This is a genomic window from Streptomyces sp. SD31 (assembly GCF_052068475.1).
Taxonomy (GTDB): Bacteria; Actinomycetota; Actinomycetes; order Streptomycetales; family Streptomycetaceae; genus Streptomyces.
Genome location: NZ_JBQHCX010000023.1, coordinates 121,033 through 142,907, shown reverse-complemented (window position 1 = coordinate 142,907; position 21,875 = coordinate 121,033). Strand labels below are relative to the sequence as shown.

Annotated in this window: 18 protein-coding genes; all 18 read left to right on the top strand. The window is 69.8% G+C overall.

The window, feature by feature from the left end; all coding sequences use genetic code 11:
* Positions 1–97: 97 nt before the first annotated feature.
* Positions 98–766 (top strand): GntR family transcriptional regulator, encoded by a 669-nt coding sequence (locus tag ACTMVF_RS38285; RefSeq protein ID WP_403345265.1) that lies wholly within the window; start codon positions 98–100, stop codon positions 764–766.
* Positions 763–1,671 carry a dihydrodipicolinate synthase family protein gene (locus ACTMVF_RS38280; RefSeq protein WP_403345267.1) on the top strand — a complete coding sequence of 303 codons (909 nt, stop codon included), beginning with the start codon at positions 763–765 and terminating at the stop codon, positions 1,669–1,671. The genes ACTMVF_RS38285 and ACTMVF_RS38280 overlap by 4 nt, the downstream gene beginning before the upstream one ends.
* On the top strand, positions 1,668–3,404 hold the full coding sequence (araD, locus tag ACTMVF_RS38275; RefSeq protein WP_441275694.1) for an L-arabinonate dehydratase: 1,737 nt from the start codon (positions 1,668–1,670) through the stop codon (positions 3,402–3,404). The genes ACTMVF_RS38280 and araD overlap by 4 nt, the downstream gene beginning before the upstream one ends.
* 166 nt (positions 3,405–3,570) lie before the next feature.
* A complete protein-coding gene (locus ACTMVF_RS38270) occupies positions 3,571–4,506 on the top strand; it encodes a carbohydrate ABC transporter permease (protein WP_441275693.1) in 936 nt (311 codons plus the stop codon).
* Positions 4,503–5,399, top strand: a complete 897-nt coding sequence (locus ACTMVF_RS38265) for a carbohydrate ABC transporter permease (RefSeq protein WP_441275692.1) — start codon at positions 4,503–4,505, stop codon at positions 5,397–5,399. The genes ACTMVF_RS38270 and ACTMVF_RS38265 overlap by 4 nt, the downstream gene beginning before the upstream one ends.
* Positions 5,396–6,700: a pectate lyase family protein gene (locus ACTMVF_RS38260; protein WP_441275691.1), complete on the top strand. Its 1,305-nt coding sequence runs from the start codon at positions 5,396–5,398 to the stop codon at positions 6,698–6,700. Before ACTMVF_RS38265 ends, ACTMVF_RS38260 begins: the two co-directional genes overlap by 4 nt.
* Entirely contained in the window at positions 6,697–7,863 is a 1,167-nt protein-coding gene (locus ACTMVF_RS38255; protein WP_441275690.1) for a Gfo/Idh/MocA family protein, read from the top strand. The genes ACTMVF_RS38260 and ACTMVF_RS38255 overlap by 4 nt, the downstream gene beginning before the upstream one ends.
* Positions 7,863–8,708: a PmoA family protein gene (locus tag ACTMVF_RS38250; protein WP_441275689.1), complete on the top strand. Its 846-nt coding sequence runs from the start codon at positions 7,863–7,865 to the stop codon at positions 8,706–8,708. Before ACTMVF_RS38255 ends, ACTMVF_RS38250 begins: the two co-directional genes overlap by 1 nt.
* On the top strand, positions 8,705–10,222 hold the full coding sequence (locus ACTMVF_RS38245; protein ID WP_441275688.1) for a family 43 glycosylhydrolase: 1,518 nt from the start codon (positions 8,705–8,707) through the stop codon (positions 10,220–10,222). The genes ACTMVF_RS38250 and ACTMVF_RS38245 overlap by 4 nt, the downstream gene beginning before the upstream one ends.
* A 28-nt stretch (positions 10,223–10,250) precedes the next feature.
* On the top strand, positions 10,251–12,269 hold the full coding sequence (locus tag ACTMVF_RS38240) for a pectinesterase family protein (protein WP_441275687.1): 2,019 nt from the start codon (positions 10,251–10,253) through the stop codon (positions 12,267–12,269).
* 79 nt (positions 12,270–12,348) lie between these two features.
* Complete coding sequence (locus ACTMVF_RS38235; RefSeq protein ID WP_441275686.1) at positions 12,349–13,701, top strand: ABC transporter substrate-binding protein; 1,353 nt, start codon at positions 12,349–12,351, stop codon at positions 13,699–13,701.
* A 175-nt stretch (positions 13,702–13,876) separates the two neighbouring features.
* Complete coding sequence (locus tag ACTMVF_RS38230) at positions 13,877–14,671, top strand: rhamnogalacturonan acetylesterase (protein WP_441275685.1); 795 nt, start codon at positions 13,877–13,879, stop codon at positions 14,669–14,671.
* A 31-nt stretch (positions 14,672–14,702) separates the two neighbouring features.
* The gene (locus ACTMVF_RS38225; protein WP_441275684.1) at positions 14,703–16,016 is read left to right on the top strand and encodes a pectate lyase family protein; all 1,314 of its coding nucleotides are present in this window, start codon (positions 14,703–14,705) and stop codon (positions 16,014–16,016) included.
* 126 nt (positions 16,017–16,142) lie between these two features.
* Positions 16,143–17,273 carry a pectinesterase family protein gene (locus ACTMVF_RS38220; RefSeq protein WP_441275683.1) on the top strand — a complete coding sequence of 377 codons (1,131 nt, stop codon included), beginning with the start codon at positions 16,143–16,145 and terminating at the stop codon, positions 17,271–17,273.
* Between the two features lies 1 nt (position 17,274).
* The gene (locus ACTMVF_RS38215) at positions 17,275–18,297 is read left to right on the top strand and encodes a pectinesterase family protein (protein ID WP_441275682.1); all 1,023 of its coding nucleotides are present in this window, start codon (positions 17,275–17,277) and stop codon (positions 18,295–18,297) included.
* Positions 18,290–19,573: a pectate lyase family protein gene (locus ACTMVF_RS38210; protein ID WP_441275681.1), complete on the top strand. Its 1,284-nt coding sequence runs from the start codon at positions 18,290–18,292 to the stop codon at positions 19,571–19,573. Before ACTMVF_RS38215 ends, ACTMVF_RS38210 begins: the two co-directional genes overlap by 8 nt.
* Positions 19,566–20,723 carry a dienelactone hydrolase family protein gene (locus tag ACTMVF_RS38205; RefSeq protein WP_441275680.1) on the top strand — a complete coding sequence of 386 codons (1,158 nt, stop codon included), beginning with the start codon at positions 19,566–19,568 and terminating at the stop codon, positions 20,721–20,723. The genes ACTMVF_RS38210 and ACTMVF_RS38205 overlap by 8 nt, the downstream gene beginning before the upstream one ends.
* Positions 20,724–20,761: 38 nt before the next feature.
* Positions 20,762–21,874 (top strand): right-handed parallel beta-helix repeat-containing protein, encoded by a 1,113-nt coding sequence (locus ACTMVF_RS38200; protein ID WP_441275679.1) that lies wholly within the window; start codon positions 20,762–20,764, stop codon positions 21,872–21,874.
* Position 21,875 lies beyond the last annotated feature (1 nt).

The following is a 21,875-nucleotide window of genomic DNA, read 5'->3' as shown; positions in this document are numbered from 1 at the left end:
TTCGTACGTCATATATGAGACGCGATACGTGAGATCCCATACCTGAGATCCCATACGCGAGATCCATCCCGATCCCGCGAAGATCCGAGAGGCGCGCATGACCTCTGTGCCCACGCCGATCCCCTCCCGCACGCAGTACGTGCTGGAGGAGATCAAACGCCGCATCCTCACTGGGCAGTTGACGCCAGGTCAGGCCCTGGTCGAGACCGAGCTCGCCGCGCAGTTCGGCGTGTCGAAGACCCCGGTGCGCGAGGCGCTCAAGACGCTGGCCGGGACCGGGCTGGTCGTGATGAGCCAGTACAAGGGCGTCACGGTGCGCATGGTGGACGCGGACATGGCGCGCGAGGTCTACGACGTACGACTGCTCCTGGAGCCCGAGGCCCTGAAGCGGGCGGTCAGGCGGGGGGCCTCCCTCGACGCCGCCCGGGATGCCCTGACCCGCGCCGACGCGGCCGACGACACCGCCGAACGCTCCCTCGCCAACCGGGAGTTCCACCGCGCCCTCTACCTGCCCTGCGGCAACCCGCTGCTCGGCCGGATGCTCGACGAGGTCCGCGACCAGGCCGCCCTGGTGTCCGCCGTCGCCTGGGCCGCCTCGCCCTCCTGGGAGCGGGAGGCCGGCGAGCACCGGGAGATCCTGCGGCTCGCGCTCGAAGGGGACGCGGACGGCGCCGCGCGCGCCCTGCACGCCCACATCGCGTCGTTCGTCGAGCGGGCCTTCCCCGAAGCGGGTTCCGAGGCCCAGGGAGAGGACGGTCCGGCATGACCACGACGTTCGAGACCCAACGGACGGCCCTGGCCGACGTGGTGGCGATCCCGGTGACCCCGTTCGCCGAGGACGGACGCGTGGACCAGGACGTCCACCGGGCCCTGCTGCGTCGTCTCCTGGACGGGGGCATCACCACGCTCACCCCCAACGGCAACACCGGCGAGTTCTACGCCCTCACCCCCGAAGAGCGCCGCCTCGTCACCGAGTGGACCGTCGACGAGGCCGGCGACCGCGCCGTCATCCTCGTCGGCGTCGGTCACGACGTGCCCACCGCCATCGCCTCCGCCCGGCACGCCCGCGAGCTCGGCGCCCAGATGGTGATGGTCCATCAGCCCGTCCACCCGTACGTCTCCCAGAACGGCTGGGTCGACTACCACCGCGCCATCGCCGAGGCCGTGCCCGAGCTCGGTGTCGTGCCGTACATCCGCAACGCCCAGCTCAGCGGCGCACGCCTCGCCGAACTCGCCGACGACTGCCCGAACGTCATCGGCGTGAAGTACGCCGTGCCGGACGCCGCCAAGTTCGCCGCCTTCGCCCGTGACGCCGGCCTGGAGCGCTTCGTGTGGGTCGCCGGGCTCGCCGAGCCGTACGCCCCCTCGTACTTCTCCGCGGGCGCCACCGGCTTCACCTCCGGACTCGTGAACGTCGCCCCGGCCGTTTCGCTGAACATGATCGAAGCGCTTCGATCCGGTGACTACCCGGCCGCGATGAAGGTCTGGGAGCAGATCCGCCGCTTCGAGGAGCTGCGCGCCGCGAACGGCTCCGCCAACAACGTCACCGTCGTCAAGGAGGCCCTCGCCTCTCTCGGCCTGTGCCGCCGCGACGTCCGCCCGCCGAGCCGGCACCTGCCCGAGGACGAGCGCGCCGAGGTCGCCGCGATAGCCGCCGGGTGGTCGATATGACCGACAGACAGCGAAAGCGCCCCGAGGAACTCCGGAGCCATCAGTGGTACGGCACCGAGGGCCAGCTGCGCACCTGGTCGCACAACGCCCGGATGCGTCAGCTCGGCTACGAGGCGGAGGAGTACCGGGGCCGCCCGGTGATCGCCGTCCTCAACACCTGGTCCGACATCAACCCCTGCCACGTCCATCTGCGTGAGCGTGCCGAGGCGGTCAAGCGGGGGGTGTGGCAGGCCGGGGGCTTCCCGCTCGAGTTCCCGGTCTCCACTCTCTCGGAGACGTACCAGAAGCCGACTCCGATGCTCTACCGCAACCTGCTCGCGATGGAGACGGAGGAGCTGCTGCGGTCGTATCCGATCGACGCGGCGGTGCTGCTCGGCGGGTGCGACAAGTCGACGCCCGCGCTGCTCATGGGCGCGGCCTCGGCCGACGTACCGTCGATCTTCGTTCCCGCGGGGCCGATGCTGCCGGGGCACTGGCGCGGGGAGACCCTCGGGTCCGGTACCGACATGTGGAAGTACTGGGACGAGCACCGCGCGGGCAACCTGTCGGACTGTGAACTGCGAGAACTCCAGGGCGGGTTGGCGCGTTCGCCCGGTCACTGCATGACCATGGGGACCGCCTCGACGATGACCGCCGCGGCGGAGACTCTCGGCATGACCTTGCCGGGTGCCTCCTCGATCCCGGCCGTCGACTCGGGACACGAGCGGATGGCCGCCGCCTCCGGGCGCCGCGCCGTGGAGCTCGCCTGGACCGGGCTCAAGCCGTCCGAGATCCTCACCCGCGAGGCCTTCGAGGACGCCGTCACCACGGTGCTCGGACTGGGCGGCTCCACCAACGCGGTCATCCACCTGATCGCCATGGCCGGCCGCGCGGGCATCAAGCTCACCCTCGACGACTTCGACCGCATCGCGCGTACCGTGCCGGTGCTCGCGAACGTCCGCCCCGGCGGACAGACGTACCTCATGGAGGACTTCTACTTCGCCGGCGGCCTGCCCGCCTTCCTCTCGCGGATCACCGATCTGCTGCACCTGGACCGACCGACCGTGGGCGGCACCCTGGGGGAGCAGATCGAGGGCGCCGTCGTCCACAACGACGACGTCATCCGCACCCGCGAGAACCCGGTCGCCCGTGAGGGCGGGGTCGCGGTCCTGCGCGGCAACCTCTGCCCCGACGGCGCCGTCATCAAGCACATCGCCGCCGAGCAGCACCTGCTCAAGCACACGGGTCCGGCCGTCGTCTTCGACGACTACAAGACGATGCAGCGGACCATCAACGACCCGTCCCTCGACATCACCGCCGACAGTGTGCTGGTGCTGCGCGACTCCGGGCCCAAGGGCGGCCCCGGCATGCCCGAGTACGGCATGCTGCCGATCCCCGACCACCTGCTGAAGCAGGGCGTACGGGACATGGTGCGGATCTCCGACGCCCGGATGAGCGGCACGAGTTACGGCGCCTGCGTGCTCCACGTGGCGCCCGAGTCGTACATCGGCGGGCCACTGGCGCTCGTGCGGACGGGGGACCTGATCACCCTGGACGTCGACGCCCGGGTCCTCCATCTCAACGTGGAGGACGCGGAGTTGGAGCGTCGCAGGGCGGAGTGGACGCCGCCGCCCGCACGGTACGAGCGCGGCTACGGCGCGCTCTACAACGAGCAGATCACGCAGGCCGACACCGGCTGCGACTTCGAGTTCCTGGCCAGACCAGGCAAGGTGCGGGACCCCTACGCCCTCTAGGGGCGCGGGGAACTGCGCGACCAGCCACAAGGCACCCGCAGTCGCCACACAACGTCAAGAGGCACCCCATGTAGCGCGACCAGGGCAACCCCTACTCACCGAGAAAGCGCTTCCTGCACCACGAAAGCAAGCCGCACGCACGACGTACCAAGAACGGAGACCAGTCATGGCCCAAGCCGCAGCCGTGGCGAAACCGCCCGCGCCACCCCGGCGACGCCGTGCCTCCGCCACGCCGCGCAGGCTCCCGTATCTGCTGATCGCCCCGGCGGCCCTGCTCATGCTGGGCTTCATCGCCTACCCGGTCATCAGCGTCTTCTACTACAGCCTGCAGGAGTACAACCCCACCAAGCCCTGGCGGAACGGCTTCGCGGGCTTCGACAACTTCGTCCACGCCTTCACCGAGGACCCGCTGTTCTGGGACACGCTGGTCTTCAGCGCCAAGTGGGTGTTCGTCGAAGTCGGGCTCCAACTGCTCTTCGGACTCGCGCTCGCCCTGATCGTCAACCAGACCTTCGTGGGCCGCGCCCTCGGCCGAGCGCTGGTGTTCTCGCCGTGGGCCGTCTCCGGCGTGCTGACCTCGGCGATCTGGGTGCTGCTCTACAACTCCCAGACCGGCATCACCCGTTACCTCGCGGACGTGGGCATCGGGTCCTACGGCACCAGCTGGCTGTCGGACACCTCCACGGTGTTCCCGGCGGCCGTCGTCGCCGATCTGTGGCGCGGTGTGCCCTTCTTCGCGATCCTCATCCTCGCCGACCTCCAGTCCGTCTCGAAGGACCTGTACGAGGCCGCCGAGGTCGACGGGGCCAGCCGTATCAAGCAGTTCTGGCACATCACGCTGCCCCATCTGAAGGACGCCATCGTCCTGTCCACGCTGCTGCGCGCGGTGTGGGAGTTCAACAACGTCGACCTGCTCTACACCCTCACCGGCGGCGGACCGGCCGGCGAGACCACGACGCTCCCGCTCTACATCGCCAACACCAGCGTCGACGCACACAACTTCGGCTACGCGTCCGCCCTGACCACGGTCGCGTTCGTGATCCTGCTCTTCTGCTCGATGGTCTATCTGCGGCTGAGCAAGTTCGGAGGTGAGGACAAGTGAGCGTCAAGGAAGCCACCAAGGCCGCGCCCGCCCCCATGCGTGCCGCCCCCGAGCCGCCGCGTCCGTCGAAGAAGAACCGTTCCTGGGACGAGGTCCCACGCTGGCAGATCTACCTCCCGCTGTCGATCTACCTGGTCTTCACCCTCATCCCCTTCTACTGGATCCTGCTCTTCTCCCTGCGTCCGGCCGGCTCGACCTCGCTCGTGCCCTGGCCGATGACCTTCGACCACTTCGAGAAGGTCTGGACGGAGCGGGCCTTCGGGACCTACTTCCAGAACAGCGTGCTGGTCGGCGTCGTCACCCTGCTGATGACGACCCTCGTCGCCCTGGCCGGCGGCTACGCCCTCGCGCGCTTCAACTTCAAGATCAAGCGCGCCTTCATGCTCGCCCTGCTGTGCTCCCAGTTCGTGCCGGGCGCGCTGCTCCTGGTGCCGCTGTTCGAGATCTTCGCCGAGCTGCAGATGATCAACTCGCTGGGCAGCGTCATCATCGCCGAGACGGTCTTCCAGCTGCCGCTGTCGATGATCCTGATCAGCAACTTCATCAAGAACGTGCCGTACTCCCTGGAGGAGGCGGCCTGGGTCGACGGCTGCAACCGCTTCACCGCCTTCCGGATCGTCGTCCTGCCGCTGCTGCGGCCCGGTCTGATCGCCGTCGGCTCCTTCGCCTTCGTGCACTCCTGGAACCACTTCCTGTTCGCCCTGATGTTCCTCAACAACCAGGAGAAGCAGACCATCCCGGTCGGCCTCAACACCCTGATGGGCGCCGACAGCGTCGACCTGGGCGCGCTCGCCGCGGGCGGCATCATCGCGGCCGTACCGGTCGTGATCGTGTTCGCCTTCATCCAGAAGTGGCTGATCACGGGCTTCAGCGCGGGGGCGGTGAAGGGATGAGGAGCCGAAGGGGACTTCAACTGGCCGTCGTCGCCGGGATGCTGGGCCTCGCGTTCGGCGCCCCGGCCGGGGCCGAGGCCCGCGACATCAGCCGCGACACCCTCGCCGCGAACGACGGCTGGGCGGCGGCCGACGGTGGTACCACGGGGGGTTCCACCGCCGCCGACGCCCACGTCTTCACCGTACGCAACCGCAGTGAGCTGGTCCGTGCCCTCGACGGCGGCAGCGCCACCCCGAAGATCATCAAGATCGCGGGGACGATCGACGCCAACACCGACGACGAGGGCAACCACCTGGACTGCGCCGACTACGCCACCGACGGCTACAGCACCAGGAAGTACCTGGCCGCCTACGACCCGCGGACCTGGGGCTCGGCCAAGCCCAGCGGCCCCCTGGAGGAGGCCCGCCAGGCCTCGGCGGCCAAGCAGGCCGAGCGGATCGAGCTGCCCGTCGGCTCCCACACCACCATCGTCGGCCTCGGCGACAGCGCGGTCCTCAAGGGCGCCAGCCTCCAGCTCGAGGGCGCGGACAACGTCATCGTCCGCAACCTCGAACTCCGCGACGCCTACGACTGCTTCCCTGTGTGGCAGCCCAACACAGGCGGCCTCGGCGACTGGAAGACGGCGTACGACAACATATGGCTGCGCGGCGCCACACATGTGTGGATCGACCATGTGACCCTCAGCGACAAGGGCCACTCGGACGAGCAGGAGCCCACCTACTTCGGCCGCAACTACCTTCGCCACGACGGCCTGCTGGACATCACCAACGCCTCCGACCTGGTCACCGTCTCCTGGAGCCGGTTCGCCGACCACGACAAGGCGATCCTCATCGGCAACGGCGACACGGCCACCGGGGACCGGGGCAAGCTGCGGGTCACCCTGCACCACAACGAGTTCGAGTCCGTCGTCCAGCGCGCGCCCCGCGTCCGCTTCGGGCAAGTGCACCTCTACAACAACCGGTACGTCGTCCCGGCCGACGCCCACGACTACCGCTACTCCATCGGCGTGTCGACCGAGTCCGCCGTCCACGCCGAGAACAACGCCTTCAGCACCCCCGGCCACATCGAGGTCGCCGACCTGGTCAAGAGCTGGAACGGCACCGCCTTCCACCAGTCCGGCACCCTGTTCAACGGCTATCCGGTGGACCTGCTCGCCATCCACAACGCCTACAACTCCGGCAGCGAGCGTGATCTCACGGCCGACGTCGGCTGGACACCTACCCTGCACACAAAGATCGACAGCGCCGCCACGGCCGACCGAGAGGTGGCACGCGGTGCGGGCGCAGGGAGGACCCCATGAGCACTGCCGTACCCATCGTCCTGGCGGGCGCGCGCGGCCACGGCCGCTGGCACCTCGACAACATCCGCCGGCTCCAGGACAAGGGGATCGTCCGGCTGGCGGGGATCTGCGAGCTGACCCCGCTGAGCGCGGACGAACTCCCCGAAGGTCTGGGATCGCCGGAACAGTCCGCCGACTTCGGTGCCCTCCTCGACGCCACCGGCGCGAGCGTCGCCGTGATCTGCACGCCGATCCCGACCCACACCGACCTGGCGTTGACGGCCGCGCGCAGGGGCGTGCACATCCTGCTGGAGAAGCCGCCCGCCCCGTCGTACGCCGAGTTCCGGCGCATGGCCGACGGGGTCGCCGAGACCGGGGTCGTCTGCCAGATCGGCTTCCAGTCGCTGGGCTCGGGCGCGGTGCCGGCGATCCGGACACTGATGGCCGAGGGCGCCATCGGCGAGATCGTCGGGATCGGCGGGGCCGGGGCCTGGGCACGCGCCGAGGCGTACTACCGGCGGGCGCCCTGGGCGGGCAAGCGGCGCCTGAACGGCGTCGACGTGATCGACGGCGTCCTGACCAACCCGCTCGCGCACACCGTCGCCACCGCCCTCGCGCTGGGCGGCACGGTGCACGCCGAGGACGTCACCGCCATCGAGACCGAACTGCTGCGCGCCAACGCCATCGAGTCCGACGACACCTCCTGCGTCCGCGTCACCACCGCGCACGGCCCGCAGATCGTCGTCGCCGCGACCCTGTGCGCGGAGGACCCGGACGATCCGTACGTCGTCGTGCACGGCGACCACGGCCGGATCACCTTCTGGTACAAGCAGGACCGCGTCCTGCTCCAGCGCGCGAACCACGGCCCAGAAGAGTACGAGTACGGCCGCACCGACCTGCTGGAGAACCTCGTCGAGCACCTCACCGACGGCACCGACCTGCTGGTCACACCCGACGCGACCGGCGCCTTCATGAAGGTCGTCGAAGCGATCCGGCTGGCCCCCGACCCGGCCCCGCTGCCGGACGAGGCCTGGCAACTGCTCCCCGGCGAACCCGACGAGCAGCGCCGGGTCGTGCCCGGCATCGACGGCCTCGTCGCGGCCGCCGCCGACACTCTCGCCCTCTACTCCGAGCTGGGCGCCCCCTGGGCGCCCGAGGCACGAACGAAAGAGGTGAGCACCTGATGACCCCCCACGACACCGCGGTGCTGCGCGTCGCGGGCCGCCCGGTCGGCCGGTACATCACCCGGCCCGAACTGCCGGCCCGGCTCTCCCCGCGCCCGTATCTGCACCCCGTCACCACCCTGGCCGGCACGGCGGTCACCGAGCTCAACCCCGCCGACCACATACACCACCTCGGCGTCGGTGTCGCCGTTCCTGACGTCGAGGGGCACAACTTCTGGGGCGGCCGCACCTACGTCCGCGGCCAGGGCCCGACCGAGCTCGACAACCATGGCGCCCAGCGCCACACCGCCTTCCAGCTGCGCGACCCCGACGGCTTCGTCGAGGAACTGCGCTGGGTGGCCGCGGGGGCCGAGCTGCTGCGCGAGCGCCGCACGGTCGCGGCCACCGAACTCACCGAGTCCGCCTGGGCGTTGGACTTCACCTTCTCCCTGACGAACGTCACCACGGGCCCGCTGTCGATCGGCAGCCCCGCCACCAACGGCCGCCCCGGCGCGGCGTACGGCGGCTTCTTCTGGCGGGCCCGCAAGGAGGCCTCGGCGCCGGACGTGTTCACCCTCGACCGCGAGGGCGAGCAGGAGATCCACGGCACCCGCGCCCCCTGGGTCGCCCTCACCGGCTCCACCTGGACCCTGATCTTCGCCGGCGCCACCGAAACAACCCGCCGGGATCCATGGTTCGTGCGCGCCGGGGAGTACCCGGGCGTCGGTTCCTCCCTCGCCACCGAGGAACGGCTGCCGATCCCGGCCGGCGAGACCGCCGTACGCCGGATCGTCACCGTCGTCGCCGACGGCCGCATCAGCCGGCCCGAAGCGGCAGCCCTGGTCCGCAAGGCGGTGAGCCCGTGACCACCGAGACCGTGGGGACCTACACCAACCCGATCCTCGACGCCGACTGGTCCGACCCGGACGTCGTCCGCGTCGGCGACGACTTCTACCTCACCGCCTCCAGCTTCGGCCGCGCCCCGGGCCTGCCCCTCCTGCACTCTCGCGACCTGGTCAACTGGACCCTGGTCGGCCACGCCGTCGACCACCTCGAACCGGCCGAGGAGTTCGCGACCCCCCGGCACGACCGCGGCGTCTGGGCCCCGTCCCTCCGCCACCACGACGAACGCTTCTGGATCTTCTGGGGCGACCCCGACCAGGGCATCTTCCAGGTCAACGCCCCCGAGATCCGCGGCCCCTGGACCCGCCCGCACCTGGTGAAGCAGGGCAAGGGCCTGATCGACCCCTGCCCCCTCTGGGACGACGCGACCGGCGACGCCTACCTCGTGCACGCCTGGGCCAAGTCCCGGTCGGGGGTGAAGAACCGCCTCACCGGCCACCGTATGCACCCCGACGGCACCGAACTCCTCGACGAGGGCAAGCTGATCGTCGACGGCGACCGGATCCCCGGCTGGTTCACCCTCGAAGGGCCGAAGCTCTACCAGCACGACGGCTGGTTCTGGATCCTGGCGCCCGCCGGGGGAGTGGAGACCGGCTGGCAGGGCGCCTTCCGCTCGCGCGAGTTCTTCGGGCCGTACGAGGAGAGGATCGTCCTCGAGCAGAAGGACACCGACGTCAACGGACCCCACCAGGGCGGCTGGGTGCGCACCCCGTCCGGTGAGGACTGGTTCCTGCACTTCCAGCAGCGGGGCGCGTACGGCCGTGTCGTCCACCTCCAGCCGATGCGCTGGGACGCCGACGGCTGGCCGGTGCTCGGCGACGACGGCGCCCCCGTCGTCGTACACCGCGTCCCCGACCTGCCGCCGCAGCCGCCCGCCGGGCCCGCCACCGACGACGACTTCCCCGGCGGACGCTTCGGCCGCCAGTGGTCGTGGACCGCCAACCCGCAGGACGGCTGGGCCACCCAGCACTCCGGCGACGGCCTGAAGTTGGCCTGCGTCCGCTCGGCCGACGCCCACGACCTGCGCAAACTGCCGAACATCCTCACGCAGCGGCTGCCCGGCACCCCGTGCGCGGTCGAGGTCGAGCTGCGGCTGGACAGCGCGGAGCCGGGAGCGCGGGCCGGGCTCGCGGTGCTCGGGGACGCGTTCGGCTGGATCGGGCTCCAGCGGGGCGCGGACGGGGCGGTGCATGTCGTGCACCGGTTCGCGGAGGCCGTCGCGGAGAGGGAACGGGACGCCGAACACGCGCGGCTCGCGCCTCAGGGGCGGGTGCGGCTGCGGATCGAGATCGGGGCGGGGGCACGCTGCCGGTTCTCCTACGACGTGGGGGAGGGCCCGCGCCCTTCCGGCCCCGTCTTCGCGGCCACCCCCTGGCGCTGGGTCGGCGCCCTGCTCGGCCTGTTCGCCCTCGCGCCCACCGGCCCGGGACACGCCGGCGCGGCGACCTTCACGCAGTTCCGGATCACCCCCTTGTAACCCACCCGTACGCCTGTTGGGAGCCGCAATGACGCACCTCCATGGCAAGCGCTTGCCGAGACCGGGACACGGCAGGGTCGTGGCCGCCGTGCTCGGCCTGGTGGCCGCCCTGTGCCTCGGGGCGGTCGGCGAGGCGCAGGCCGTGAGCCCTGCTCCGACTGCCCCGACCGCATCGTCCGCATCGTCCGCATCGCCCGCCTCGTCGGCCGACCGCTGGACCGATCAGCCGCATGGCTTCGCCTCCCTGGCCGGAGGGACCACCGGCGGCGCGGGCGGCAAGGTCGTGACGGTCACCGACCAGGCCTCGCTCGCGAAGTACGCGGCGGCCGAAGAGCCGTACGTCATCCGGGTGTCGGGGGCCATCGCCGTCGAGCCGTTCGGCTCGGACATCGTCGTTACCTCGAACAAGACGATCATCGGCGTCGGCGACACCGGCGAGATCGTCCACGGCGAGCTGCATCTCAACCCCGGCACGAGCAACGTCATCATCCGCAACCTGACGATCCGTGACTCCTACGTCGAGGGCGACTGGGACGGCAAGACGACCGACTTCGACGCCATCCAGATGGACACCGTCGACCACGTCTGGATCGACCACAACCGCTTCACGCACATGGGCGACGGACTGCTCGACATCCGCAAGGACAGCCGGTACATCACCGTCTCCTACAACCAGTTCACCCACCACAACAAGGCGTTCGGGATCGGCTGGACCACCAACGTCCAGACGGAGATCACGATCGACCACAACTGGTTCAAGGGAACCAAGCAACGCAACCCGTCTGCCGACAACTGCGCCTACGCCCACCTCTACAACAACTACCTCTCGGCGCAGGTGGCCGACGGCGACCCGACGTGGACGTACGGGAACTGGTCACGCGGACGGACCAGGATGGTCATCGAGAACAGCTACTACGACGGTGTCCAGCATCCCTACCAGGCCGACGCCACCGCCGAGCTGGTGCAGCGCGGCTCGATCCTGAAGAACGTCAGCGGGCGTCAGGACGCGTGGGGGACGGCCTTCGATCCACGCGAGTTCTACGACTACCGGCTCGACCCGGCCGCCGCCGTACCGGCGCTGGTGAAGAAGTTCTCCGGACCGCAGCAGCGGATCGGCACGACCCTGCACGTCCCGGCCGACTACCCGACCGTGCAGGCCGCCGTGGACGCCGTCCCGGGCGGGAACGCCGTGCCGGTGACGATCGCGGTGGCTCCGGGGACCTATCGCGCGAAGGTGTTCATCCCCGCGACCAAGCCGAACATCGTGCTGCGGGGGACTGGACACGACCGGTCCGACACCATCATCGTCTTCGACACGCCTGCCGCGTACGGCGGTTCGACGGGGAGCGCGACGGTCCGGATCGCCGCGAACGACGTCACCGCCCGCAACCTCACCTTCAGCAACGACTTCGACGAGGCCGCGCACGAGCTGAACGGCGAGCAGGCTCTCGCCATGAAGACGACCGGCGACCGGATCGTCTTCGAGAACACCGCCTTCCTGGGCAACCAGGACACGCTGATGACCGACAGCCCCAAGCTGGACGTGATCAGCCGGGTCTACATCCGCGACTCCTACATCGAGGGCGACGTCGACTTCGTGTACGGGCGGGCGACCACCGTCATCGAGCGTTCGGTGATCCGGGCGCTGAGCCGGGGTTCGGACTCCAACAACGGGTACATCACGGCCGCTTCGACGTGGACGGGCAACCCGTACGGGTTTCTGATCACCGATTCGAAGGTCGTGAGCGACGCCCCGGCCGGGACGTTCCATCTGGGGCGGCCCTGGCATCCCGGCGGTGAGCCCGCGGCGGTCGCCCAGGTGCTGATCCGGAACACCGAGCTCCCCGCCGCGATCAAGTCCTCCCCGTGGACCGACATGGGCGGCTTCTCGTGGAAGGACGCGCGCTTCACCGAGTACCGGAACTTCGGGCCGGGGGCGGAAGTGACCGCGGACCGGCCGCAGATGAGCGCGGACGAGGCGCGGGTTCACACCGTCGCCGACTACCTCCAGGGCACGGACGGCTGGGCGCCGTACGCCCGCCACTGAGACCCCCACAACTGCATAGCCCACTCGACGCAGAAGCGTTTGATCCAGAAGCGTTGATCCAGAAGAAGAGAGCCGACCAATGAAGATCAGCATTCGCAGAAGCAGGCGCGCCGCCGCGGCCGTCGCCCTGGGTTCCGTCCTCGCCCTGACCGCCACCGCCTGCGGTGACGACGGCAGCGGCGGCGGTGGCGGCGACAAGGGCGCCGAGGGCAGCGGCACGGGGAAGATCGTCTTCTGGGACAACAACGGCGGTGTGCGCACCGACATCTGGAAGGAGGTCATCGCCGACTTCGAGAAGGCGAACCCCGACATCGACGTCGAGTACGTCGGGATCCCGTCCGCCGACTACCAGTCCAAGGTGGACACCGCCATCCAGGGGGGCGGCCTGCCGGACGTCGGCGGTGTCGGCGCGGCGATGCTCGCCGGGTTCGCCGCGCAGAACGCGCTGGAGCCGCTGGACGACCGGCTCGCCAAGTCCTCCCTCAACGGCAAGCTCAACGAGGACATGGTCAGCTCGCTGAAGGCCGCGGGCGGTGGCGACGACAAGCTGTACTCGATTCCCACCTCCGCGAACAACGGTGTGCTGTACTACCGCACCGATCTGTTCGAGAAGGCCGGGCTGGACGAGCCGACCACGTGGGACAAGTTCTACGAGGCCGCGGACAAGCTCACCGACGCCAAGAAGAACGAGTTCGGTTACACCATCCGTGGTGGTGCCGGTTCCATCGCCCAGGCGCTGGACGCGATGTACGGGCAGTCCGGGATCACGTCCTTCTGGGACGCGAGCGGTGAGAAGACGACCGTCAACGACGCGAAGAACGTGGCCGCGCTGGAGAAGTACGCCGCGCTCTACAAGAAGACCACTCCGGCCGCCGACCTCAACAACGACTTCACCAAGATGGTCGCCCAGTGGGATTCCGGCACGATCGGGATGCTGAACCACAACCTGGGGTCGTACCAGGACCATGTGAAGGCGCTGGGGACGGAGAAGTTCCGGGGCATTCCGCAGCCGGTCGGCTCCGCCGGTAAGCGGGTCCAGGTGTCCAACCCCGTTGACGGGATCGGGCTGTTCAAGAGTTCCAAGAACAAGGAGGCCGCCTGGAAGTTCATCGAGTTCGCCCTCTCGCACGACGAGAACTCGAAGTTCAACGAGTCGGCGGGACAGGTGCCGGCGAACAACGACGCCGCCAAGGACGCGTGGATCTCCAAGGCCGAGCCCACGAAGCTGGCTGCCGCCGCGCTGACTGACGGTTCTACGACGATTGTGCAGCTGCCGTACTACCTGCCTGACTGGAACACGATTTCCAAGGCCGACAACGAGCCGAACTTCCAGAAGGTGCTGAACGGTGACATGAGTGCCAAGGAGTTCCTGGACACCATGGCCGACCAGCTGAATGAGGCTCAGGCCGAGTGGAAGTCGCGTAACGGCTGAGAGCTCGGGTGGTTCTGTGCGCGGCCGGCTGCGGGTTGGTTGTGGCTGGTCGCGCCACGCGGCGGAGCCGCAAATCGATGCGGCCCCGCGCCCCTAGGAAGTTGACACCCCCCACGTTTGAAAGGCACCGCCGAACGTACCTCCCCCCGTAGCCCTGTTGAGAAAGGCACACCCCGTGTCACTCACCCGCAGACAGGTCACCCTGGCCGCCCTGGCCGCCGCACCGCTCACCTTCGCGGCCACCGGTACCGCCCAAGCAGCGCAGCGCCCCCGCACTCTCTACATCGCCGGTGATTCCACCGCCGCCCAGAAATACGCCGACGCCGCCCCCGAGACCGGGTGGGGCATGGCACTCCCCTTCTTTCTGCACAAAGACCGGCCCGTTTCCAATCATGCGGTGAACGGGCGCAGTTCGAAGAGCTTTGTCGATGAAGGGCGGCTCGACGTCATTCTCCAGGCCATTCGGCCCGGTGACTTCCTGCTCATCCAGTTCGCGCACAACGACGAGAAGGTCGCCGACCCCACCCGGTACACCGAGCCCTGGACGACGTACCAGGACTATCTGCGGCTGTACATCGACGGAGCCCGTGCCCGAGGTGCCCGGCCCGTCCTCGCCACCGCCGTGGAGCGCCGGAAGTTCGACGCCGCCGGCAACGCCGTGCCGACCCACGGCGACTATCCGGCGGCGATGCGCGCGCTCGCCCAGGAGGAGCGGGTCACGCTGCTCGACATCCAGGCCCTGTCCCTCGCGCTGTGGCAGCGGCTCGGGGTCGAGGGGACGAAGACGTACTTCAACTGGACCGCCACCGAGCAGGACAACACGCACTTCAATCCGCCCGGCGCGATCGCCGTGGCGCGTCTCGTGGCGCGGGAACTGCTGCGCACCCGCGTGCTGGCCCCGCAGGACGTGCGCCGGCTCGACGCGGAGATCCCGGAGTCCTGGATCACCTGGCCGCAGGCCGCCGCGTAACCACCCCGACCGCAGAAGAGAGAGCCGCACAATGAACGCACAGGTATGGCATGGGCATGCCACAATGAAGGCGGCCGTGCTGATCGGCTGCACGGCGCTCGTCCTCGGACTCACCGGCACCAGCGCGGAGGCGGGCCCCCGCGATCTCGGCCGACAGGTCCTGGGAGCGAACGACGGCTGGGGGTCGGAGGGCGCCGGTACGACCGGCGGTTCGGCCGCCGACGCCGAGCACGTCTACACCGTCACCACCTGGGCCGAGTTCAAGGCCGCGCTGAAGGCGGGCGGCGACGCACCCAAGATCATCAAGGTCAAGGGCATGATCGACGCCGTCTCCGAGGGCTGCGAGGCCTTCGTCACCGACGGCTACGACCTCCAGCAGTACCTCAAGGACTACGACCCGGCCGTCTACGGCAACGACGAGGTCGCCAAGGGTCCGCAGGAGGACGCCCGGGTCGCCTCCGCCGCCAAGCAGGACACCGAGATCAAGGCCAACATCCCCAGCAACACCACCATCGTCGGCGTCGGCAGGAACTCCGGCATCCTCGGCGGCAGCCTCCAGATCAAGGGCGTCTCGAACGTCATCATGCGCAACCTCACCATCGAGGCCCCGCTCGACTGCTTCCCCAAGTGGGACCCGACCGACGACAACAAGACCGGCAACTGGAACTCCGAGTACGACGCCGTGGTCGTCTACGGGACGGACCACGTGTGGCTCGACCACAACACGTTCACCGACGGGCGCTACCCGGACAGCGAGCGGCCGGTCTACTTCGGCAAGGTCTTCCAGCAGCACGACGGGCTGACGGACATCGTGCGCGGCTCCAACTACGTGACCGTGTCCTGGAACCGCTTCGAGAACCACGACAAGAACATGCTGATCGGCAACGGTGACGGCCTCGCCGCCACCGACGGCGGCAAGCTCAAGGTCACCATGCACCACAACCGCTTCGACGGGATCCTCCAGCGCTCCCCGCGCGTGCGGTTCGGGCAGGTCGACGTCTACAACAACCACTATGTGGTGACCGAGGAACAGAAGGACGACTACTACATCTTCGGCGTCGGCATCTCCTCACAGCTCCACGCCAGCGACAACGCCATCTCGCTGCCGGCCGGCGCGAGTGTCGGCAAGGTGCTGAAGAAGTGGAACGAGTCGCCGCTGACCGCCGAGAACAACTACGTCAACGGCAAGCTGACGGACCTCATCGCGGTCCACAACGCCGAGATCCCGGCGGAGACCCTCCAGTCCGGCGCCGGATGGACACCGACCCTGCGCACGAAGGTCGACAACCCCAAGGCGCTGCCGGGGATCGTCGACGGCTGCGCGGGCGCCGGCCGCCTGCGCTGACCCACCCGCACCGGGCCGGGGCCCGTGGCCCCGGCCCACCGCACCACCCCCCACGGCGAGGAACTCCCCGATCAACCCGAACACCCCGCTCACCCCTGAAGAGCCGCACCGCGAAGGAGCACCCGCATGCCCTCGCCCGACCGCCAACTCCCCCTGACCAGACGGCGATTCCTGCTGACGAGCGCCGGAGCCGGCGCCGCCCTGGCGCTCGCGTCGGCCCCCGCGCGGGCCACCGCCCGACCGCGTCCGTTCGGCCGCTACGGTTCCCCGGCCGCGCGCCTGACCGCGCAGACCCTGTACGTCGACGCGTCCGGCCAGGGCGACTTCACCTCCGTCCGGGCCGCCGTGACCGCCGCGACCGGCAGCGGCTGGACCCTGGTCATCGCGCCGGGAACATACCGGGAGACCGTCGCCGTCGACGTCACCCGCACGGGGATGACCTGGCTCGGCGCCGGTGACGACCCGCGTGACGTCGTCATCGTCTACGACAACGCCGCCGGCACCCCCAAGCCCGGCGGCGGCACCTACGGCACCACCGGCTCCGCCACCACCACCGTGCAGGCCAACGGCTTCACCGCCCGCCACATCACCTTCGCCAACGACTGGCTGCGCGCCGACCACCCCGGCGTCTCCGGCACCCAGGCGGTCGCCATCAAGGTGCAGGGCGACCGGTCCGCGTTCCACCACTGCCATTTCCTCGGCCACCAGGACACCCTGTACGCCGACTCGATCGCCCTCGGTGTCTTCGCCCGCCAGTACTTCTCGCACTGCTACGCCGAGGGCGACGTCGACTTCGTCTTCGGGCGGGCCACGGCCGTGTACGAGCACTGCCACTTCCGGACCCTGACCCGGACCGACCTGACCTCGGCGCCCTACGGCTTCGTCTTCGCGCCCTCGACGGCGGGCGCCAACCCGCTCGGCTACCTGGTGACCAGGAGCCGGGTCAGCAGCGAGGCCCCGGACGCCTACTACAAGCTGGCCCGCCCCTGGGTTCCCAGCTCCGACACCACCGCCCGCCCGTCCCTCGTCGTCCGGGACACCCACCTCGGTCCCGGCATCGACGCCGTCGCGCCCTACACCAACATGTCGGACGCCTTCCCCTGGCAGCGCCAGCGCTTCGCCGAGTACCGCAACACCGGCCCCGGCGCGGTCGTCCCCGTCCCCGAGAACCGGCCCCAACTCACCGACGAACAGGCCGAGTCGGCGACCCGCGCGGCCTACCTCGGTGACTGGCAGCCGTGGAAGGAGGCGTGCTGACATGCGCAGACGCGCTCTTCTCGCGGCCGGGGTGGGTCTCGTCGCCGCCGGGGGCACCCCGGCCTTCGCGACCGGGTCCCGTCGTGTCCTGCACGTCCGCCCCGGCGACTCCGTCCAGGCGGCGGTGGACGCGGTGGACGGGCCCGGCCGGACGATCGTCGTGCATCCGGGGACGTACCGTGAGGTCGTCAACGTGCCCGCCGACAAGGATGGGTTGACCCTGCGCGGCGCCTCCTGCGACCCGCGCGACACCGTCATCGTCTACGACAACGCCAACGGCACGAAGAAGCCCGACGGCACCCCATACGGCACCGCGGGCTCCGCCACCTTCACCTCGGCCGCCCCCGGCCTCACCGTCCGCGACCTGACCCTCGCCAACGACTGGCTGCGCGCCGACCACCCCGACATCACCGGCACCCAGGCGGTGGCGGCGTACACGTACGGCGACCGCACCCACTTCGAGAACGTCCGGCTGCTGGCCCACCAGGACACGCTGTTCGTCGAGACGAGCGCGCTGAGCGCCTTCGACCGGCAGTACTTCCACCGTTGCTACATCGAGGGCGACGTCGACTTCGTCTTCGGCCGGGCGACCGCCGTCTTCGAGGAGTGCCACTTCCACACGCTCCAACGGGCCGTGGACTTCACCCCCAAGGGCATGGTCTTCGCCCCGTCCACCGCCCGCGCCAACCCGTACGGCATCCTCGCCGTCCGCTCCCGCGTCACCTCCGGCGCCGAGAACGCGGCGTACAAGCTCGCCCGGCCATGGGTGCCGACGTACGAGACGACCGCCTGGCCGTCCCTCGTCGTGCGGGACACCCGGATCGGGCCCGGCATCGACCCGGTGGCGCCGTACACCAACATGCGGGAGCAGTACCCCTGGCAGACCATGCGGTTCCGGGAGTACCGCAACTCCGGGCCGGGTGCGGTGATCTCGGTTCCGGAGAACCGGCCTCAACTGACCGCGACGGAAGCCGAAGTGCACACCAAGCGGACGTATCTCGGCGACTGGCGGCCCGGTGCGTAGGGCCGCCGCCGTTCTGCTCGCCTGGGCGTGCCTGCTCGGGGGAGCACCCGGGACCGCCACCGCCGCCTCCGCCGCCGAGCAGCGCGACCCCGTCGGCTGGGCCGCCACCGGCCCCGGCACCACCGGCGGGGCGGGCGGCACCGCCTGGACGGTGCGCACCCGCGCCGAGCTCAAGGAGGCCCTCGCCAACCACGGCGACCCCACCGCGCCCAAGGTGATCCGGATCGTCGGCGCCATCAACGGGCATGAGGCGGCCGACGGTTCACTGCTCGGCGAGCAGGACTACGCGCCCGGGTACGACCTCGCCAAGTACATGTCCTGCTTCGGCGAGGACGGCGCCACCTGGTCCGACACCCGCTACGACTACTGCAAGCAGCAGCGTCAGCTCCGCCAGACCGGGTCGAACAAGGAGAAGGCGCAGATCCAGCTGACCGTGCCGAGCAACACCACGCTCGTCGGCATCGGCGACGACGCCCGGCTCCTCGGGGTCTTCCTGACCGTCAACACCGGCACGAACATCGTCGTGCGGAACCTGCGTCTCGAAGCCCCCGTCGACCACTTCACCAGCTGGTCACCGGGCGACGGCACCCAGGGCAACTGGGACGCCCGCTTCGACGCGATGACCGTCATCACCGGCAAGCACATCTGGATCGACCACTGCACCTTCACGGACGGACGCTTCCCCGACCGCGACGCCCCCCTCGGCTTCCACGGCGAGCACGTCCAGCGGCACGACGGGCTGCTGGACATCGAGGACGGCTCCGACTTCATCACCGTCTCCGACAGCCGCTTCGACGACCACGACAAGGCGCTCCTCATCGGGTCGGGCGACGGACGCGGCGACCGCGACCGCGGGCACCTGAAGGTGACCTTCGTCCGCAACCTGTTCACCGGCATCGTGCAGCGCGGGCCCCGTGTCCGCTTCGGGCAGGTGCACGTCGTCAACAACGTGTACCGGGGGAGCACCGAGGACACCCTCTACGCGCTCGGTGTCGGCCTGGAGTCCGCGATCTTCTCGGAGCGCAATGTCTTCAGCTACCCGGGGGGCGAGCCGTCCCTCGCCGTCGCCGCCTACGGAGGCGAGCACTTCCACGACACCGGCTCCTGGTTCAACGGCCGCCCGGCCCGGCTGAACGCGGTGGCCGACGGCCTCGGACTCACCGATGACGTCGGCTGGCACCCGGCCGACGTGTACGCGTACCGGCCGCTGATGTCCCGGGCGGCGGTCGAACACTACGTCCTGACCCACGCCGGCGCCGGGAGGCCGCATGCCTGACGCGATGGGACGCCGGACGTTCGTGACGGGAGCCGCCGCCGTGGCCCTCGCGGCGGGCACCGGGAGCACCGAGGCGGCCGACCTCGTCGGCGGCAACCTTCCCGACTTCCACCAGGCTCTCAAGGACGAGCTGACCTTCCCGCTCGCGTGGGGCACTTCACCCATCCGCGACTTCCGGGCCTGGCGGCGCGCCGCCCGCGCCAAGGTCGAGGAGCACCTCCTCGTCGACGGCCAGGACGGGACGCCGTACGCACCGGAGTTCACTGCCGGACCTCAAGGCGACGGGTACACAAGGGAGTTGGTCACCCTCTCCCTCAGCCGCCACGAACGCGTGCGCGCCGCTCTCCTCACCCCACAGGGCGCCGGCCCCTTCCCCGCCGTCCTGCTCCTCCACGACCACGGGGCCAAGTTCGACATCGGCAAGGAGAAGCTCGTCCGGCCCTGGTACGACGACACCCGGCTCGCCTCCGCGCAGGCCTGGGCGGACCGGTACTTCAGCGGGCGGTTCGTCGGCGACGAGTTGGCCCGTCGCGGCTATGCCGTCCTGTGCGCGGACGCCCTCGGCTGGGGCGACCGGGGCCCGCTCACCTACGACCAGCAGCAGGCCCTGGCCTCCAACTTCTACCACCTCGGCTCCTCGCTCGCCGGACTCATGGCCCGCGAGGACGCCCGTGCCGCCGGATTCCTGGCCGGCCTCGATCGCGTGGACGCACGCCGGGTCGCGGCCATCGGGTTCTCCATGGGCGCCTACCGCGCCTGGCAGACCGCCGCGCTCAGCGACCACATCGCCGCCACCGCCGCCGTCTGCTGGATGACCGGCCTGAAGGAAATGATGGTGCCCGGCAACAACACGCTGCGCGGGCAGTCGTCGTACTACATGCTCCACCCCGGGCTGCCCCGGTTCCTCGACTTCCCCGACGTGGCGAGCATCGCCGCACCCAGGCCGATGTTCTTCCTCCACGGCGGACTCGATCCGCTGTTCCCCGCCGACGGCGTCCGCGTGGCGTACGACAAGCTGCGCGCCGTCTGGCGTTCCCGCCGCGCCGAGGAGCGGTTGCATCTCACGACCTGGCCCGACCTCGGCCATGTCTTCGTGGACCGCATGCAGGACGAGGTCTTCACCTGGCTCGACACGGTCCTGTGCACGTGAACCATCCCCCCACCCGCACGAGAAGGGACCCGCACTCCATGTCTCGTCGTACCGCACTCGCCACCATGGCGGCCCTCACCCTGGGCGCCGGCCTGGCCGTCCTCCCCACCCAGGCCCAGGCCGCGACCGTCGTGGTCGACACCTCGGCCGAACTGTCCAGCGCGCTGTCCAGCGCCACCGCCGGCACCGTCATCCAGGTCCGCGGCGGCACCTACTACCCGACGGCCACCCTGCAGTCCACGGCCAACGGCACCTCGTCGTCGCCGGTCACACTCACCGCGTACGGCTCGGAGACCGTGAAGATCGACGGCTCGAACCTCCCCGGCGGCGACTGGATCCTCAAGCTGACCGCCGACTACTGGAACGTCTCCAACATCACCTTCCAGAACTCCCCGGACAGCGCGGTCGTCTGCCAGTCCTGCACCGGCACCAACTGGAACAACATCAAGACCATCAACGGCGGCGACTCCGGCTTCACGCTCACCGGCGACGGTACGGTCAACAACACCGTCCGGAACATCGACTCCTACGGCCACTACGACGCCGCCACTCACGGTGAGAACGCCGACGGCATCGCCGTGAAGTTCGGCTCCGGCACCGGAAACCTGATCACCGGGGCCCGCCTCTACAACAACTCGGACGACGGTCTGGACTTCTGGTCCTTCTCCTCGCCGGTCACCGTCGAGCACACCTGGGCCTTCGGCAACGGCAAGAACCGCTGGTCCGACTCCGCCTTCGCGGGCGACGGCAACGGCTACAAGCTGGGCGGCGACGGCGAGGTCGTCGCGCACGTCGTCAACAACTCCGCCGCCTGGGACAACGCCGGCAACGGCTTCACCGAGAACAGCAACAAGGGCGCGATCGTCATCAACCGCACCACGGCCTACGCCAACGCCAAGTGGGGCTACTACTTCGCCACCGGTGCGGCCCGGCTCGGCAAGAACCTCGCCGTGCGCAACGGCAGCGGCACGGTGAGCAAGGGCTCGTCGGTGGTGTCGGCCGGCAACAACTGGGACTCCGGGACATCGACCCCGGCCTTCCGGTCGACGGACGCGTCGAGCACGTACAACGCCCGGCAGTCCAACGGAGCGCTGCCCGTGACCACGTTCCTGACCACGGGCAGCACCACCATCGGGGCGACGATGAACTGAG